Consider the following 18,319-nt stretch of genomic DNA (forward strand, 5'->3'; position numbering starts at 1 on the left):
CAGGTATTCGAGGGGGCGCATGGACGGCGACGCGACACAGGGGTGGATACGCAGGCTGTGGTCGGAATGCCGGCGGTATCGCGGCACGCTGGCCGGTATCGGCCTGGCGCTGGTGGCCGGCGCCGCGGCGGAGGTGGTGGCGCCGCTGCTCACCAAGTGGGCGGTGGATTCGGCGACCTCCGGCGCCACCCGGGTGATCGGGATCGTCGCCGGTCTGCTGGCCGTACTGGCGGTGGGACGGTTCGCGGCATCGTTCGGGCGGCGGATGCTGGCCGGCAAACTCTCCCTCGATGTGCAGCACGGGCTGCGGCTGCAACTGCTCGGCTCCCTCCAGCGCCTCGACGGGGCCGGCCAGGACGCGCTGCGCACCGGCCAGGTGGTGTCGCGGTCCATCACCGATCTGCAGCTGGTGCAGTCGCTACTGGCGATGGCGCCGCTGTCGGGGATGTCGTTCCTGCAGTTCGTGCTGGCCGCCGGGGTGATGCTGTGGTTGTCGCCGCTACTGGCCGCGGTCGCGCTGCTGATGGTCCCGCTGGTGATCGTGGTGGTCTACCGGACCCGGCCCCGGCTGCACGCGGCGACCTGGTCGGCCCAGCAGCGCGCCGCCGAACTCGCCCAGCACGTCGAGGAGACGGTCACCGGGGTCCGGGTGGTGAAGGGGTTCGGCCAGGAAGCGCGGATGGTGGACGTGCTGGAGCGGCACGGCCGCCGCCTGTTCGCCGAACGGATGCGCGCCGCCCGGATCAACGCCGGCTTCTCCGCCACCCTGGCCGCGATCCCGCAGGCCGGGCTGGTGGTGGTGATCGCGCTCGGCGGCTGGCTGGCCCTGCGGGGCAATATCGGTCTGGGCACCTTCCTCGCCTTCAGCGCCTACGTCACCACCATGACCACCACCGCGCGCACCATGGCCTCGGTCATCATCCTGGCCCAGCTGACCCGGGCCGCCGCCGAACGCGTGTACCAGGTGATCGACGCGGGCCCGGCCGTCGCCGATCCGCCGCATCCGGTGCCGGTGCCCGACGGCCCGCTGGGGATCGAACTGGACGCGGTGACCTTCGGCTTCGATCGCGCTCAGCCGGTGCTACGCGATCTCGACCTGCGGATCCGGCCCGGCGAGACAGTGGCGGTGATCGGCCCGGCCGGCTCCGGTAAGACGACGCTGTCGCTGCTGCTGCCCCGGTTCTACGCGCCCGATTCCGGCCGTATCCGCCTGGTGGGCCGGGAGGGCGAGGCGGTCGATATCGCCGATATCGCCGCCGCGCAACTGCGGTCCGCGGTCGGGGTGGTGTTCGACGATCCGTTCCTCTTCAGCTCCAGCGTCGCCGCCAATATCGCGCTGGGCCGTCCCGACGCCACCGACGCCGAGATCCGGGCCGCCGCCCGCCAGGCCGCCGCCGACGAGTTCATCGAGGATCTCCCCGACGGCTACGACACGGTGGTCGGCGAACGTGGTCTCACCCTGTCCGGCGGGCAACGCCAGCGCATCGCCCTGGCCCGGACCCTGCTCGCCCGGCCGCGCATCCTGGTGCTCGACGACGCCACCTCGGCGGTGGACGCCGTGACCGAGGCCGCCATCTTCGGCGCCCTGCCCGATCAGGGCGCCCGCACCACGATCATCCTTGCCCACCGCGAATCCACCCTGGCCCACGCCGACCGGGTGATCCGCCTGCCGGAACCGGAGACGGCCGCCACCGACGCACCGGCGATCGTGGTGGACCGCCTCCCCGGGGTCCATTCCACCGACCGGATGGCCGCCGCCGCCGACCTCAGCGAAACTCCCGAACTCCGGCGCCGGATCGAGAGCCTGCCGGCCGCCGCCGAGGAACCCGGGCTGGATCAGCGGCGGCTGCGCGAACCCGATCCCGGTTTCACACTGGCCCGGCTGCTGCGCCCGGTCCGGACCCTGGTCCTGGCGAGTGTCGCTCTGCTCGCCCTCGACGCGCTGATCGGGATCGGGTTCCCGCCACTGGTCCGGCACGCGATCGACGCCGGTGTCGGCGGCGGCGATCCGTCCGCGCTCACCGTGGCCGCGCTCCTCGGAACCGGGCTGGTGGTGGCCGGCTGGGTGGTGGCCGCGGCGACCACGATGCTCACCTCCCGCACCGGTGAGCGGGTGCTGTACGGCCTGCGCATCCGCAGCTACGCGCATCTGCAGCGGCTGGGCCTGGACTATTACGAACGCGAACTGTCCGGCCGGATCATGACGCGGATGACCACCGATGTCGACGCCCTGTCGACGTTCCTGCAGACCGGCGTGTCGACCGCCCTGGTGAGCGTGCTGTCGCTGGCCGGTATCGCGGTCGCCCTGCTGGTGATCGATAGCGGGCTGGCGCTGGTGGTGCTACTGGGCGTACTGCCGCCGCTGATCGTGGCCACCGTCGTCTTCCGGCGGGTCGCCTCGGCGGCCTACACGATCTCCCGGGAGCGGGTATCGACCGTGAACGCCGACTTCCAGGAGAACATCGCGGGTCTGCGAGCGGTACAGGCCAACCGGCACGAGCGGTTCGCCGCGCATCGCTTCGCCGAATACTCCGCGCGGTACCGGCGGAGCCGGATGCGCGCCCAGCGCGCCATCGCCCTGTACTTCGCGTTCATGGCGTCGTGGACCGATCTGGCCCTTGCCCTGGTCATCCTCGTGGGGGCCCATTCGGTGGCCGACGGTGCGACCAGCGCCGGCACCCTGATCGCCTTCGTCCTGTACCTGGAACTGCTGTTCGGCCCGGTCCAGCAGCTGTCCCAGGTGTTCGACGGCTACCAGCAGGCGCGCGTGGGCCTGCGCCGTATCGGCGATCTGCTGCGGACGCCGTCGTCGATCCGGGCCGACCCGCCCGATGCCGCGCCCCTCGACGCCGGGCTGCGCGGCGACCTCTCCGTCGACTCCGTCCGGTTCAGCTACCCCGGCGCCGGGCGTCCCGCTCTCGACGAGGTGGATCTGGCCATTCCGCCGGGAAGTTCGCTGGCCCTGGTCGGCGCCACCGGGGCCGGTAAATCCACGCTGGTCAAACTGCTGGCCCGGCTCTACGACCTCGCCGAGACCGATCGGGGCGCGATCCGCGCCGACGGCGTCGATATCCGCGACTACCGGCTGCAGCCGTACCGGTCGCGGCTGGGGATGGTCCCGCAGGAAGCTCACTTGTTCACCGGCGACATCGCCAGCAACATTGCATTCGGGAAACCATCCGCGACCGAATCGGAGATCGACGCGGCCGCCCGAGCGGTCGGCGCGGCCGAGGTGATCGCGGCGCTGCCCGGCGGAATGCACCGTCCGGTCGGAGAACGCGGTCGCGGACTCTCGGCCGGGCAACGCCAGCTCATCGCGCTGGCCCGGGCCCAGCTCGTCGAACCCGACGTGCTGCTGCTCGACGAGGCCACCGCCACCCTCGATCCCGATACCGAGGAAAAAGTCCTGGCGGCGACCGGTTCCCTCGCGCGGAATCGGACTACCGTGGTGGTGGCACATCGATTGGCCACCGCGGCCCGTGCCGATCGGATCGCGGTGGTGGCACGCGGCCGCATCGCGGAAGTGGGCACGCACGCCGAGCTGCTGGCGGCCGGCGGCGACTATGCCCGCCTCTGGACAGCGGCCGGTGCGACCGAAGGAATATTCTCGGACGAGGACGAGTCGTCAACACTGAGGTCGGGGTAGTCCGGAGGTCCGTGACGGAGCCGATGTGCGCGGGGGCATATCCTCGTCTTCAGGGCGTATCGGGTACCCATCCACCGATCCCCGGTGCCGGGCACGTCACAAACGTCGCAGCGCGAAGAACGAAATGAGGCGAACACCTGCTGTGAGCAGCTCAAAATCCCAGTTCGGTCAGAACCAGTGGCTGGTCGACGAGATGTATCAGAAGTTCAAACAGGATCCATCCTCGGTCGACGCAAGCTGGCACGAGTTCCTCGCCGACTACACCCCCGAGACCTCCGGTGATTCCGGTAACACCCAGGCCGCTACCGCGCCTGCCTCGCCGGTGAACTCCGCTCCCACTCCGGCCCCCGCCGAAGCCGCCTCGGTCAAGACCCGGGCCGCCACCTCCGCGGCCGCCGGGGGCGCCACCGCCTCGGCGCCCGCGTCCGCGCCCGCCGCGAGCGCCACCACCGCGGCCAAGACCTCGGCGAACGCGCAGCAGAAGCGCGCCCCGCAGACCACACCCGCGCCCACCTCGAACGCGGCGCCCACCTCGGGCGCGCCGAAGCCGCAGCCGGCCGCCGACGAGAAGAAGGTGCTGCGCGGCGCCGCGGCGGCGGTCGCCAAGAACATGTCGGCGTCGCTGTCGATCCCGACCGCCACCAGCGTGCGGGCGGTGCCGGCCAAGTTGATGATCGACAACCGGCTGGTCATCAACAACCATCTCGCCCGCACCCGGGGCGGCAAGATCTCCTTCACCCATCTGCTCGGCTACGCGATCGTGCAGGCCGTGAAGGCCTTCCCGAATATGAACCGGCATTTCGCCGAGGTCGACGGGAAGCCGAACGCGGTGACGCCGGCCCACACCAACTTGGGCCTGGCCATCGACCTACCCGGTAAAGACGGGAACCGCTCCCTGGTGGTGGCCGCCATCAAGGGCTGCGAGGAGATGTCGTTCGGGCAGTTCCACACCGCCTACGAGGACATCGTCCGGCGCGCCCGCGACGGCAAACTCACCGCCGAGGACTTCAGCGGTGTGACGATCTCGCTGACCAACCCCGGCACCATCGGCACCGTGCATTCCGTGCCGCGGCTGATGCAGGGCCAGGGCGCGATCATCGGCGCCGGCGCCATGGAGTACCCGGCCGAGTTCCAGGGCATGAGCGACGAGCGGATCGCCGAGATCGGCATCGGCAAGCTCATGACGCTGACCTCCACCTACGACCACCGCATCATCCAGGGCGCCGAATCCGGCGATTTCCTGCGCACGATCCACACGCTGCTGATCGCCGACGAGTTCTACGACGAGATCTTCCACGGTCTCGGCGTGCCGTACGAGCCGATCCGCTGGCGTAAGGACGTCAAGGAACGCGGCGTCGACAAGAGCACCCGGGTGCTGGAGATGATCGCCGCCTACCGCAACCGCGGTCACCTGATGGCCGATACGGATCCGCTGCGCCTGGTGAAGGACAAGTTCCGCAGCCACCCCGATCTCGACGTCACCCAGCACGGCCTGACCCTGTGGGACCTGGACCGGCAGTTCAATGTCGGCGGCTTCCACGGCGAAGAGCGGATGAAGCTGCGCGATGTGCTGTCGGTGCTGCGCGACTCCTACTGCCGCCACGTCGGTGTGGAGTACACGCATATCCTCGAGGGCGATCAGCTCGAGTGGATGCAGGATCGGGTCGAGCAGAAGCACGTCAAACCGACGGTCGCCCAGCAGAAGTACATCCTGAACCGGCTGAACGCGGCCGAGGCGTTCGAAACCTTCCTGCAGACCAAATACGTCGGCCAGAAGCGTTTCTCGCTGGAGGGCGCCGAATCGGTGATCCCGATGATGGACGCCGTGATCGACCAGTGCGCGGAGTACGCGCTGGACGAGGTGATCATCGGTATGCCGCACCGCGGCCGGCTCAACGTGCTGGCCAATATCGTCGGTAAGCCCTACTCGAAGATCTTCACCGAGTTCGAGGGCAATATGAACCCGGCCGCCACCCACGGCTCGGGCGATGTGAAGTACCACCTCGGCGCGCGCGGCACCTACCTGCAGATGTTCGGCGACAACGAGATCGAGGTCTCGCTGACCGCCAACCCCTCGCATCTGGAAGCGGTCGACCCGGTGCTCGAGGGTCTGGTCCGCGCCAAGCAGGATCTGCTGGACAAGGGCGACGGCGAGGAGGGCTTCTCGGTCGTCCCGCTGATGCTGCACGGTGACGCCGCGTTCGCCGGCCAGGGCGTGGTCGCCGAAACGCTGAACCTGTCGGGTCTGCGCGGCTACCGCACGGGCGGCACCATCCATATCGTGGTGAACAACCAGATCGGCTTCACCACCGCCCCGGAGAACAGCCGCTCCACCGAGTACTCCACCGATATCGCCAAGTTCATCGGCGCCCCGATCTTCCACGTCAACGGCGATGATCCCGAGGCCTGCGACTGGGTCGCGCGCCTGGCGGTCGATTTCCGGCAGAAGTTCCGCAAGGACGTGGTCATCGACCTGATCTGCTACCGCCGTCGCGGTCACAACGAGGGCGACGACCCGTCGATGACCCAGCCGTACATGTACGACGTCATCGACACCAAGCGCAGTGTCCGCAAGAGCTACACCGAAAGCCTGATCGGCCGCGGCGATATCTCGCTGAAAGAGGCCGAGGACGCCCTGCGCGACTACCAGGGCCAGCTGGAACGGGTCTTCAACGAGGTCCGGGAGCTGGAGAAGTACGCGCAGGGCCCGAGCGAATCGGTCGAGGACGATCAGCAGATCCCGTCCACCGTGCTCACCGCGGTCGACAAATCGGTGCTGCAGCGCATCGGTGACGCGTTCCTCAACGTGCCCGACGGTTTCAGCGTGCATCCGCGCGTGCAGCCGGTGCTGGAGAAGCGCCGCGAAATGGCCTACGAGGGCAAGGTCGACTGGGCCTTCGCCGAGTTGCTGGCCTTCGGAACCCTGATCGACGAGGGTCGCGCGGTGCGCCTGACCGGTCAGGATTCCCGGCGCGGCACCTTCACCCAGCGGCATTCGGTGATCATCGACCGCAAGACCGCGGCCGAGTACACCCCGCTGCACAACCTCAACAGCGCGAACCCCGGCTGGTTCGCGGTGCACGATTCGGCACTGAGCGAATACGCCGCCGTCGGCTTCGAATACGGCTATTCGCTGGGCAACCCGGACGCGCTGGTGCTGTGGGAGGCCCAGTTCGGTGACTTCGTCAACGGCGCGCAGTCGATCATCGACGAGTTCATCTCCTCCGGTGAGGCGAAATGGGGTCAGCTCTCCGAGGTCGTGCTGCTGCTGCCGCACGGGCACGAGGGCCAGGGCCCGGACCACACCTCCGGCCGTATCGAACGCTTCCTGCAGCTGTGCGCGGAGGGTTCGATGACGGTGGCGGTGCCGTCCACCCCGGCGAACTACTTCCACCTGCTGCGCCGGCACGCGCTCGACGGTATCCGGCGGCCGCTGATCGTCTTCACCCCGAAGTCGATGCTGCGCAACAAGGCCGTGGTCAGCGATCTGAAGGATTTCACCGAGTCCAAGTTCCGGTCGGTGTTCGACGAGCCCACCTACGAACAGGGCATCGGCGATCGCGGCGCGGTCAAGCGCGTGCTGCTGACCAGCGGCAAGCTCTACTACGAGCTGGCCGCCGCGAAGGCCAAGCGCAAGCGTGACGATGTGGCCATCGTCCGGGTCGAGCAGCTGTACCCGATGCCGAAGTTCCGGTTGAACGAGGCGCTGGAGCGGTACAGCAACGCCACCGAGATCGCCTGGGTCCAGGAGGAGCCGGCCAATCAGGGCGCCTGGCCGTTCTACGGCCTGAACCTGCCGGAGCTGCTGCCGCAGCGCCTGGGCAACCTGCGCCGGATCTCGCGGCGCGCCATGTCGGCCCCGTCCTCGGGTTCGAGCAAGGTGCACGCGGTGGAGCAGGCCGAGATCATCGAAGAGGCCTTCGCCCCGACCGACCGGTAGCGGTAGCAGTCCCGACGCCGGGAGCGGACCGTCTCGACCCGAGACGGATCGCTCCCGGCGTTGTTCGTCGTGGGCGCGAAAGAAGTGAGCGGTCGTCGAGTTTCTCGTTCCGCGGCACCCGCCCGGACCGCCCGGCCACGGATATCACCGCTGCTCACCGCCGGTGAGGCAACCGCCGGACAGGTGCCGGAAAGAAAAGTAGAAGGTGAGTCGCCGCAGACCTTAGGGTCGTTCCTACCGATCGAGCGCGGCGAGCCGAATCGAGTGCGGGGACTCGGATCACTCGGGCGCACCGGGACAGCGAGGCAGTGGTGCCCGCACGGTTTGGGCGGAAGGAAGTCGACGATGACAACTCCGGGCACGAGGGCAACCCACAGCACGATTCCCACGGCTGCGAGGCACCCCGGGAATCCGATGTCCGCGCCGTTGAAGGACATCCACCGGATCTCACGAAAGATGGTCGGGCACTTCGTGGAGAACGTGACCACCTGCGGCACCCTGCCCGGCGATGTGGTGTCGGGGGAGATCACCGCGATCACCAGGGCCTGCCTGGAAACGGCCGTCGCGGTCCTGGACGGCGACGATATCCCGGCCCAGACCGGCAGATTGGCGGCCGCCGCCGAGGAGTGGGCTCGCGAAGGGATACCGATCACCACGATCCTGCACGCCATCCACGAGGGGTTCAAACTCGGTCTGGACCTCATCGCCGCGGCGGCGACCGAGCGCGACCTGGCCAGTGTGCTGGACGGTTCGCGCATGGTGGTGGAACTACTCGACACGATGAACACCACCGTGGCCGGCGCCTACGTCCGCGAATACCGGTCCGCGGTCGCGGAGCACCATACGGCCGTGCATACGCTCACCTCCGCGGTGCTCGGCGGCCACCCGACCTCGACCATGGCGCGGGAATCCGGGATCGCGATCGCCGGCAGCTATCACGTTCTCGCGCTGGCGATCGCGGAGCATCCCGACGAATCCCATCCCGCGCTCGACGGCCGGATCGTCGCACGCCGCAAACTGCGCCGGATCCAATCGGAACTGACACGGACCGGCGAGGGTGTTCTCGCACTGCTCAGCGTCGACGGCGGGACGGTGCTCGTGCCCGGCGACGCCCTCGCCGAGGATCGGCTGGACGCGCTGATCGACAGACTGTCCGGGGCCGCCCGGGTCCCGGTGACCGCGACGGTCGCCGGTGCCCGCGTCACCGAGGTCCCCGACGTCGTCGCGCGGGTGCACGAACTGCTCGACGTGGTCCAGCGGCTGCACTGCGCGCCCGCGCTGTACCGCTTCGGTGATGTGGCGCTGGAGTACCAGCTCAGCAGGCCGGGGCCGGGACGCCACAGCCTGGCGTCGCAACTCGATCCGCTCGACGACCACCCCGAATTGCTCGAAACCCTGGCACGCCATATCGGTAACGATTTCAATCGCCGGCGGACGGCCCGGGCCCTGCATATCCATGCCAATACGGTGGATTACCGGCTCAAGCGCATCGGGCAGCTCACCGGTATCGACCCGACGACCGCGGCCGGACTGTGGCAGCTGCGGTCGGCACTCGTCGTCCGCACCTTCGCCGGACTCGCCGATATGGACCGCGGTGACAGCGCCGATCTGCCGCTCGCGCAGTAGCGGGCCCGCCGCCCCCGGATACCGGGTATCGGTCGCTTCAGCCGGGTGCGGGCGCGTTCCCGGCCACGGCCCGCGGCCGGTACGCGGCCGCGGGTTCGGGCTGCCCGGCTTCGATCTCCGCGTCGACCCAGGTCCCCATCATCCGCGCGGTCATGGCGATGATCTCCGTGCGGTCCTCGGGACGTACTTCGGTGGCCGCGGTCCGCAGAACGGCCGAGAATCCGGCGTTGACCAGCACATAGGCCATCGTGTCGTAGGTGCGATCGTCGCCCGGGCCGAAGATCTGGATCAGCACCAGCTTCACCAGCAGGCGCAGGCGCGGCTCGAACTCGGGCAGTCCGCTGCTGTAGAACTGGACACCGTCGACCAGCGAGCGGACCAGTTTCGTATTCGCCGCCAGTTCGGTGCTGAACATCTCCAGCAGGCTCAGCAGTATTTCCGGCATCGCACCGCGCAACCCGTGGACCGGTGTGCGCGAGATCTCCGAGAACCATCCGGTGAAACTGCGCTCGGCGTCGGAGAGCAACCGTTCGAGCAGTTCGTCGACCATCACGGACCGGTCGGAGAAGTACCGGTACACCGTGCCGATACTGACCCCGGCCTCCGCGGCGATCCGGTTCGTGGAGGTGTCGGCGATACCGCGCTCCCCGAACAACCGGGCCGCGGTGTCGAGAATGTGCTCCCTGGTGGCCTTGGCCCGCTCCTGCGTGGGCCGGCGCCCCGGACGGGCGGTTCTGCTCCTCATGGCACTCCTCTCCGGATGAACCTGAGCTTTGCTCACTTCGGGCGGATCGACGCCCGTTCGGGATTATCCCGTCCCGATGACAACCCCCGCCGCGGCCGGTTGGCGCCGGGGACAAACCAGGGCGGACGGTGCCCGGCGCCGGACCGCCGCGGAGGTGTGCGTGGATAGCCGGATCCCCGGGGGACGAGTGACGCGAGGTGGGCGGCTGGGCCGTCTGGCGGCCGGTGGCGCCGTACGCGGTGCGGCCACCCGCCTGGCCATGGTCGGCCGGCCGGAGCAGGCCAGGCAGATCATGGCCGAACGCTCCGCCATGCAGACCGCACAGCAGGCGGTCACCGTGCTGGGCAGTATGAAGGGCGCCGCCATGAAGATCGGGCAGATGCTCTCGGTGCTCGACCTCGACCTGGTCCCCGAGTCCTATCGCGAGCAGTTCCGGGCGAAGTTCGCCGAACTGCGCGACAGCGCACCGGAGTTCCCGTTCGACGAGATGCGGGGTGTCGTCGAGGGTGACCTCGGGCCCCTTTCGCGGGTGTTCGCGGAATTCGACGAGACCGCGGTCGCCGCGGCCTCCATCGGGCAGGTGTACCGCGCGCGGCTGCACGACGGGCGCGCGGTGGCGGTGAAGGTGAAGTATCCGGGTGTCGACGAGGCCGTCGCCGCGGATATGCGCAACCTGGCCTGGTTCGGCAAACTCTGGAAATCGGTGCTGCCCACCGTCGCGGACACCGCTTTCCTCGACGAGATCACCCGCAGCATCCTCGGCGAACTCGATTACCCGCGCGAGGCGCGCACCCAGCACCGGATCGCGCACCGATATCGCGACCACCCCTACGTCACCGTGCCCGACGCCGTCGGGGAATTCTGCGGCCGCCACGTCCTGGTCACCGAGTTCGTCGACGGCCGGCCCTTCGAACACCTGCGGGAACTGCCCGCCGCCGACCGCGGCCGATACGGTGAGCTGATCTACCGCTTCTACATCGGTTCGCTGTTCACCGACAACGAATTCTGCGGCGACCCGCACCCCGGCAATATCCTGCTCGGCGCCGACGGCCGGTTGTGCTTCGTCGACTTCGGTCTCTTCCACACGATGGACGTGGTACACGTCGAGCTCGAACGCACCTGCCTGCGGGCGGCGTGCGAACTGCGCGGCGAGGACGTGTACCGCGAATGGGTGAACCGCGGCATCGTCGACCCCGATGCCGGTGTCACCCCGCGGGAATGCCTGGAATACATCTGGGCGGCCGCGGGCTGGCATCTGTTCGACGACGAACTGGAGATCACACCCGAGCTCGCGACCAGCGCGCTGATCCTCGCCGCCGACCCGCGGCGCAGCGAATTCCACGGGCTCAGACACCAGCTGCTCCCCCCGGAACACGCGTTCTCCCGGCGCGCCGACCTGTTCACCTTCGCCGCGCTGGGACAGCTGCGCACCACGGCCAACTGGCACCGCCTGGCGCGCGAATGGATGTACGGCGAGCCACCGGCCACCGAGATCGGGCGGACGATCGCGCGGTGGCGGGCCGGCCGCGACGGTTGATCCCGGCGCACCCGTTTCCACCCGATCACCCGCCGCGGCGGCCGTCGTGCACTTGGATGAGGAGATGTTGCTCGACCTCCAGCTCGATGCCCGGCCCGACCGCGCGGTGCGGCGCGCGCACACCCTCACCGCCGCGGGCGCGGCCGGGCTGTTCACCTTCGAAGGCCCGCACGATGTGCTGCTGCCGCTGGCGGCGGTCGCCGGACAGGTCGACGCCGATCTGATGACCAATGTCGCGATCGCCATGCCGCGCAGTCCGATGCATCTCGCGCACGCGGCCTGGGATCTGCAGCTGATGTCGCACGGCCGTTTCCGGCTCGGGCTCGGTTCGCAGATCCGGCCGCATATCGAGAAGCGTTACGGCGCCACCTGGTCGGCGCCGGCGGCCCGCATGCGCGAGATCGTGCTCGCCGTACGGGCCATCCTGACCTCCTGGCAGGACGGCACCCCGCTGGACTTCCGGGGCGCGCACACCCGCCACACCCTCATGCCGCCCACCTTCGTCCCCGGCCCCAACCCGTACGGCCCGCCGCCGGTGCTGCTCGGCGCGCTGGGACCGGTGATGACCCGGACCGCCGCCGAGGTCGCGGACGGCCTGCTGGTGATGCCGTTCAACAGCCGTCGCCATTTCCGGGAGCGGACCCTGGCGGCGGTGGCGGAGGGGATGAAAAGGGCGGGCCGGACGGAATTCCCCCTCTATCCACAGGTGATCGTCGCCATGGGCCGAACCCCCGACGAACTCGCGGCGGCGTCACGCGGGGTCCGCGGCCTGCTGGCCTTCTACGGTTCGACCCCGGCCTACCGCCCGGTGCTGGAAGTGGAGGGCTGGGGTGATCTCCAGCCCGAACTCAACGCTCTGTCCAAAACCGGTGACATCATGCGGATGTTCGACCGCGTCTCCGAGGAGATGCTCGAAACCCTGGCCGTACGCGGCACTCCGGAAGACTGCGCCGCCGAGATCATCCACCGTTTCGGCGATATCGCCGACCGGGTGTGCTGCTACTTCCCTGGATACGACCCGCCGGTCGACCAGATCGCCGCCCTCGCGACCGCGCTTCGCCGAGACCGGAACACATCCGCCGAAGTATACTAGAAGTATAGTTCTTATAACTATACTTCTAAGAATGACCTGGGTGAAGCCGGACCGAGTATTCGACCGTGACCGCGAATGGGAGGGTCTCGTACGTTTCGCGACGTCACCGAGCCCGGACGTACGGCTGGGCATCGTCAGCGGCCGCCGTCGTCAGGGCAAAACCTATCTGCTGGACGCCTTGGCCGATGCCGGTGGAGGGTTCTTCTTCACGGCGACGGACGCGGCCGAAGTCGAGGCCCTGCGCGGATTCGGTGAAGCCGTCGCGGCATACGCAGGCGGAGGCCGTTACGCGTTCCGCGACTGGGACGAGGCCCTCGAGCGACTGTTCACGGTGGTGGGCGACGGATTGATCGTGATCGACGAGTTTCCATATCTCAGCAAGGCCAGTCCGGCACTTCCCTCGTTACTGCAGCGGGCACTGGACCCACGTGGCGACGCACGGAAGGCCGGGTCACGGATATTGCTGTGCGGATCTGCCATGTCCGTCATGGGACGGCTGCTGGCCGGCAGCGCCCCACTGCGTGGAAGGGCAAGCCTGGAACTGGTCGTCAAGCCCCTCGGGTACCGGGAGTCCGCCCGATTCTGGGGTTTGGAGGATCCGCGGCTGGCAGTGCTGGTCCATGCGATCGTCGGCGGGACGCCCGCATATCGACGTGAGTTCGTCGCGGGCGATACACCCGCCTCGCTGGCGGATTTCGATTCCTGGGTACTGCGCACGGTGCTCAACCCGCAAGTACCCCTGTTCCGGGAAGCACGGTATCTGCTGGCCGAGGAAACCGAGATCCGTGATGTGGCGCTGTATCACGCCGTACTGGGCGCCATTGCCGGAGGGCATACGACACGAGGGGGAATCGCGAACGCTATCGGCCGCAACTCCACCGATATCGGGCACCCCCTGTCGATACTGGAGGATGCGCAGCTGATCATCCGGGAAATCGATCCGTTCAACCGAGGGAAGTCGGTCTTCCGGATCGTCGAGCCGCTGATCGTGTTCTACGAGGCGATCATGCGACGTGAGTGGACACGTCTGGAACGCGGCAACCCCGAAGCCGCCTGGCGTAATTCACAGGCCACCTTCCCGGCGCAAGTGGTCGGCCCCCACTTCGAGCGACTGTGCCGGGAGTGGGCGATGTCGGTAGGCCGCGAGGTCTTCGGTGATCTACCTGGCCAGGTGGCCTCCGGAACGATAGGCGATCCCAAGGCAAAGCGACAGATCCAGGTCGATGTCGCGGTGCTCGCACCTGAGGAATCGGGCCGATCCAGGCGGATACTCTCACTGGGTGAGGTCAAGTGGGACCGCACCATGACTCTCGGGCATCTCGACCGGCTGCGGCGGGCACAGGAATTGCTGGCGGCCAAAGGATACGACACGAGCGAGACCGTCCTTGCCTGCTACAGCGGGGCGGGATTCGACGAGAATCTTCGCGCGGTGGGCGCCGCACCAGGGCAGCGGCGCAACGGTCCCGAGACACCCGTGCTCGTCGATCTCGCCGCCTTGTATTCCACGCCCTGATCGGCGCGCCGACCACGGGCCATCATTTCGGCCGGAGACGAACGGAGAGGTCATAGCAACTATTACCTCTCGGGTAATCGCGCCGCGGGGTCCGGCCCGACATGATCGTAGACAGCGACCACGACCCGCACCGGAGGACACCATGACCGCCTACGCCATCGCCCACCTGCGTGCAGCCGCCCCGCACCCGGAGATCGCCGAATACATCGAGCGCATCACCGCCACCTTCACCCCGTACGGCGGCCGGTTCCTCGTGCACGGCACCCAGCACCAGGTCGTGGAGGGCAGCTGGCCCGGCCATATCGTGGTGATCGGCTTCCCCGGGCTCGACGAGGCACGGGCCTGGTGGGATTCGCCGGCATACCGGGAGATCGCGCCGCTGCGCTCCCGGCATATCGAGGGCGACCTGATCCTGGTGGGTGGGGTCGCCGACGACTACGACCCGGCCACCACCGCGGCGGCGCTGCGGGCCGGCCTCGCCGCCGGGTGACGCCGGGACCTCAGCCGCCGGCCACCGGCGCCATCGAGATCTCCCAGAACCGGGCGTAAAGCCCACCCCGGGCCACCAGTTCGTCATGGGTGCCGTCCTCGGCGACCCGCCCGGCGTCGAGGAACAGCACCCGGTCGGCCCGGCGCACGGTACGCAGCCGGTGCGCGACCAGTATCACCGTCCGGCCCGCCATCAGCCGTTCGATCCCCGCGTGCACGGCCGCTTCGTTCACCGGATCCAGGGCCGAGGTCACCTCGTCGAGCAATACGATGGGCGCGTCCTTCAGCAGCGCCCGGGCGATCGCGACGCGCTGGCGTTCACCACCGGACAACCAGGCGCCGCCCTCGCCGACATCGGTGGCCCAGCCGTCGGGCAGCCGGGCGATCACCTCGTCGAGTTGCGCCGCCGTGGCCGCCGCCCGCACGTCGTCGTCACCGGCGTCGGGGCGGCCGAGGCGGATGTTCTCCTCGAGGGTTCCGTCGAACAGGTAGACGTCCTGGAAGACGATCGCGAATCGCGTCATCAGATCCTCGGTGCCGATATCGCGGACATCCACTCCGCCCAGCCGCACCGCACCCGCATCGACATCGTAGAACCGGGCGAGCACCTGCAGCAGTGTGCTCTTGCCGGCGCCGGAGGGTCCGACGACGGCGAGCCGCTGCCCGTGCGGAATGTCCAGCGATACCTCGTCGAGCACCGTCCGGCCGCCGTGCCGGAAGGTCACCCGGTCGAGCGCGAGGTCGTGGTGTCGCGGGCGCACGGGTGTGCTCGGCTCCGGCAGCGGCTCGGTGCGCAGCACCGCGTCCAGGCGCATCAGTTCGGCCCGCGCGCCTCGCAGCTGACCACCGAGTTCGGCCAGTTTCAGCAGCGGCTCGGCGCAGCGTGCGGCCAGTACGAGAACGGCGAGCAGTTCCGCCGCGCCGAGCCGCCCGCCGAGCGCGAGATAACAGCCGAGCGCCAGCAGCGCGGTGAACACCGCCTGCACCACCAGTGTCAGCGCCACGATGCCCGGTAGGGCCGATACGGTCATGCGGCGGGACGCGCGTTCGACGCCACGGAGCGAATCGTCGAGCGCCCGGTAGCCTTCGGCGGTGCGGCCGCCGGTCCGCAGTACCGGCTGGGCCTGCAGATATTCGATGACCCGGCGAGCCGCCTCCTGATCGTGCTCGTGACGTTCGGTATCGGCGGCGGTCAGCGCGCGCCCCGACCACCGCTGGATCAGCGCGACCACCGGTACCGCGACCGCGGCGGCCAGTCCCATCCGCCAGTCGAACGCGAAGATCACGACGACGATGGTCAGCGGGGTGACCGCGGCGGAGATGAACGGTGCCAGCAGATGGGCGATCACACCCATGGCCTGCAGTACCCCGCGACCGGCCAGCAGCGAGACCGCACCGACCCGGTCCGCCGTGTACCAGCCGAGCGGCAGCCGGGCCAGATGGTCGCCCAGCCGCCCGTACACACCGCGCAGCAATGTGGTGCCGGCGCGGAAACCGGACAGGTCACTGCGGTAGCGCAGGATCGCGTACCCGGCGACCGCCGCCCCGAACGCCCACAGCCACGGCCGGGCGTCACCGGGATCGGGACCGAACAGCGCCCGCAGAATCGGCACCAGCAGTGCGTAGGACAGTCCTTCGGCGACCGCGGCCGCCGTCATCAGGACCACGGTGCGGCGGACCGGTACAGCGTAATCGTCACCCAGGACGCGCAGCAGCAGTCGGATCATCGGGACGTACCTCCGGGTGTGGTTTCCGCACCGGCCTCCCGGTGGGTTCGCCAGAACTCGGCGAACTTCCCGCCGAGCGCCAGCAGATCGGCGGGACTGCCGTATTCGGCGACGGTCCCGTGGTCGAGCACCGCGACCGCGTCCGCGTCGGCCACGGTTTCCAGGCGGTGGGCGACGACCAGGGTGGTCCGATCCCCGGTCCGCGCCGCCAACGCGAGCCGGACCGCCAGTTCGGTCTGCGGATCCGCGAAGGCCGTCGCCTCGTCGAGCACCAGGACCGGGGTATCGGCGAGCAGCGCCCGGGCGATCGCGATCCGTTGCGCTTCACCACCGGAGAGCTCGGCGTCGGCGCCGAGCACCGTTTCGTAGCCGGACGGCAGCTCCAGGATCCGTTCGTGGATACAGGCCATCCGGGCGGCGCGCACCACCTCGTCGAGGGAGGCGTCCGGAACCGCGAGCGCGATATTGTCCGTGACCGAGGCGCGCAGCAGCCGGACGTCCTGGAAGACGAAGGACACCGTCCGGTAGAGCTCGCGGCTGCCGATCTCGCGCAGATCGACGCCGCCGAGGGTGACCGATCCGTGCGACGGATCGAAGAACCGCGGCAGCAACTGCACCAGTGTCGATTTCCCGCTCCCCGACGGGCCCACGATCGCGGTCAGGGTGCCCGGTTCGAGCACCAGATCGATCCCGCGCAGTACCTCGCGGTCCGGGTCGTAGCCGAACCGGACCCCGTCCAGCCGCACCCGGTACCCCTGCGGCACCACCGGGCGCTCGGGTTCGGGCAGCGGCGGTTCTCCCAGGACCTCGCGCACCCGGCCCACCGCACGCGCGGCGGCCTGCAGATCGTCGAATCCGTGCTGCAGCGCCGCGACAGGGGCCGTCAGCCCCAGTCCGAGCAGCAGGAACGGCAGGAGGTCGGCGGGAGCCAGGGATCCGTCGGCGATCAGCACCGCACCGCCGGTCAGCACCACGAACAGCACGAACGGCGGCGACAGCACCGTCTGCATACCGGCCGCGACTCCGGCCAGACCGCGGACCATCCGCAGGAAGATATCGGCGAAATCACCGGTGGCCTTGGAGTACTCGCGGTGGGCCCGCCCGGCTCCGCCGAAGGCCTTCACCACCGCGATGCCCTGGACGAACTCGACGACCGAATCACTTATCCGCCCCATGGCCTCGTCGAACGCGTTCTGCTCGCGCAGTCGCGCCGGGGTCATCAGCAGCGGGACCAGCGCCAGCGCCAGCGCCACCGGGATGAGCGTGATCAGCGTGAGACGCCAGTCGACGGTGCCCAGATAGATCAGCGAGACCAGCGGAACCACGAAGGCGGAGACGAGTTCTCCGGGCGCGTGCGCGAGGAACGGGTGTACGGCGCTCACATCGTCGCCGACGACCTTGGCCAGTTCACCGGTCCGGCGCCGGGAGAACCAGCCGATCGGCACCCGGCCCAGGCCCGCGGCCAGCCGGCGGCGCAGCGACAACTGCACCCGGCTGTCGAGCAGATGCCCGATCCCCGAGGACGCCGCCGTGCCCAGCAGCCGCACGAACAGACCTGCCGCGCCGAGGCCGACAACGATCCAGACGTGCCGTTGGTCGACCGGTCCGGGTGACAGCAGGGTCCGGCCGAGTTCCACGACGGCCAGCAGCGGCGCCAGACCCGCGAGGGCGCCGATGATCTGCAGCACCACCACCGCTGTGAAACCACCGAGGTGGGGGCGTAAGAGCTGGGCCGTACTCGGCGCCTGCGGCAGCCGGATTCCCAGCGGGGGCCGCTCGGCTCCGGTGCCGGAAACACCTCGCCCCTCGATGTGCTGTGCCATTGGGTCGTCTCCCTGACCTCTCGCGGCATTCGCCGCCGCGCCCGTGGTGCGGAATCCACACCGACGGCGCGATTCCGGATACGAGATCAGGATGTCCGCCGAGCTCCGGTGCCGTATTGGACAAATGTCACCGCGGCCGGGGACTCGTCGGCGCGAGTGGTCGCCCGCGAATATCGCGGC

The 18,319-nt window shown here is 69.1% G+C and carries 10 protein-coding genes; 7 read left to right on the forward strand and 3 right to left on the reverse strand.

Annotated features, from left to right (window positions below; translation table 11 throughout):
* Positions 1-19: 19 nt before the first annotated feature.
* From ACZ6SF_RS14730 to ACZ6SF_RS14740, 3 genes are all read left to right on the forward strand, one after another.
* A complete protein-coding gene (locus ACZ6SF_RS14730; protein ID WP_466062620.1) occupies positions 20-3,646 on the forward strand; it encodes an ABC transporter ATP-binding protein in 3,627 nt (1,208 codons plus the stop codon).
* A 193-nt stretch (positions 3,647-3,839) separates the two neighbouring features.
* Positions 3,840-7,586 (forward strand): multifunctional oxoglutarate decarboxylase/oxoglutarate dehydrogenase thiamine pyrophosphate-binding subunit/dihydrolipoyllysine-residue succinyltransferase subunit, encoded by a 3,747-nt coding sequence (locus tag ACZ6SF_RS14735; protein ID WP_466062994.1) that lies wholly within the window; start codon positions 3,840-3,842, stop codon positions 7,584-7,586.
* A 414-nt stretch (positions 7,587-8,000) separates the two neighbouring features.
* Positions 8,001-9,212 carry a PucR family transcriptional regulator gene (locus tag ACZ6SF_RS14740; RefSeq protein WP_466062621.1) on the forward strand — a complete coding sequence of 404 codons (1,212 nt, stop codon included), beginning with the start codon at positions 8,001-8,003 and terminating at the stop codon, positions 9,210-9,212.
* Between the two features lie 37 nt (positions 9,213-9,249).
* Here the strand turns inward: ACZ6SF_RS14740 and ACZ6SF_RS14745 are convergent, their stop codons facing one another.
* Entirely contained in the window at positions 9,250-9,957 is a 708-nt protein-coding gene (locus ACZ6SF_RS14745; protein ID WP_466062622.1) for a TetR/AcrR family transcriptional regulator, read from the reverse strand.
* A gap of 160 nt (positions 9,958-10,117) precedes the next feature.
* Between ACZ6SF_RS14745 and ACZ6SF_RS14750 the strand changes: the two genes are divergently transcribed.
* From ACZ6SF_RS14750 to ACZ6SF_RS14765, 4 genes are all read left to right on the forward strand, one after another.
* A complete protein-coding gene (locus ACZ6SF_RS14750; protein WP_466062623.1) occupies positions 10,118-11,494 on the forward strand; it encodes an ABC1 kinase family protein in 1,377 nt (458 codons plus the stop codon).
* Between the two features lie 64 nt (positions 11,495-11,558).
* A complete protein-coding gene (locus tag ACZ6SF_RS14755) occupies positions 11,559-12,587 on the forward strand; it encodes a TIGR03617 family F420-dependent LLM class oxidoreductase (RefSeq protein WP_466062624.1) in 1,029 nt (342 codons plus the stop codon).
* Between the two features lie 31 nt (positions 12,588-12,618).
* Positions 12,619-14,100 (forward strand): ATP-binding protein, encoded by a 1,482-nt coding sequence (locus tag ACZ6SF_RS14760; protein ID WP_466062625.1) that lies wholly within the window; start codon positions 12,619-12,621, stop codon positions 14,098-14,100.
* Between the two features lie 142 nt (positions 14,101-14,242).
* The gene (locus ACZ6SF_RS14765; protein WP_466062626.1) at positions 14,243-14,590 is read left to right on the forward strand and encodes a DUF1330 domain-containing protein; all 348 of its coding nucleotides are present in this window, start codon (positions 14,243-14,245) and stop codon (positions 14,588-14,590) included.
* Between the two features lie 10 nt (positions 14,591-14,600).
* Here the strand turns inward: ACZ6SF_RS14765 and ACZ6SF_RS14770 are convergent, their stop codons facing one another.
* Together ACZ6SF_RS14770 and ACZ6SF_RS14775 are read right to left on the reverse strand one after the other, a co-directional pair.
* Positions 14,601-16,316 (reverse strand): ABC transporter ATP-binding protein, encoded by a 1,716-nt coding sequence (locus ACZ6SF_RS14770; protein ID WP_466062627.1) that lies wholly within the window; start codon positions 16,314-16,316, stop codon positions 14,601-14,603.
* Positions 16,313-18,139 carry an ABC transporter ATP-binding protein gene (locus tag ACZ6SF_RS14775; protein WP_466062628.1) on the reverse strand — a complete coding sequence of 609 codons (1,827 nt, stop codon included), beginning with the start codon at positions 18,137-18,139 and terminating at the stop codon, positions 16,313-16,315. The genes ACZ6SF_RS14770 and ACZ6SF_RS14775 overlap by 4 nt, the downstream gene beginning before the upstream one ends.
* Positions 18,140-18,319: the final 180 nt, after the last annotated feature.

The organism is Nocardia sp. NPDC049935 (genome assembly GCF_055586645.1).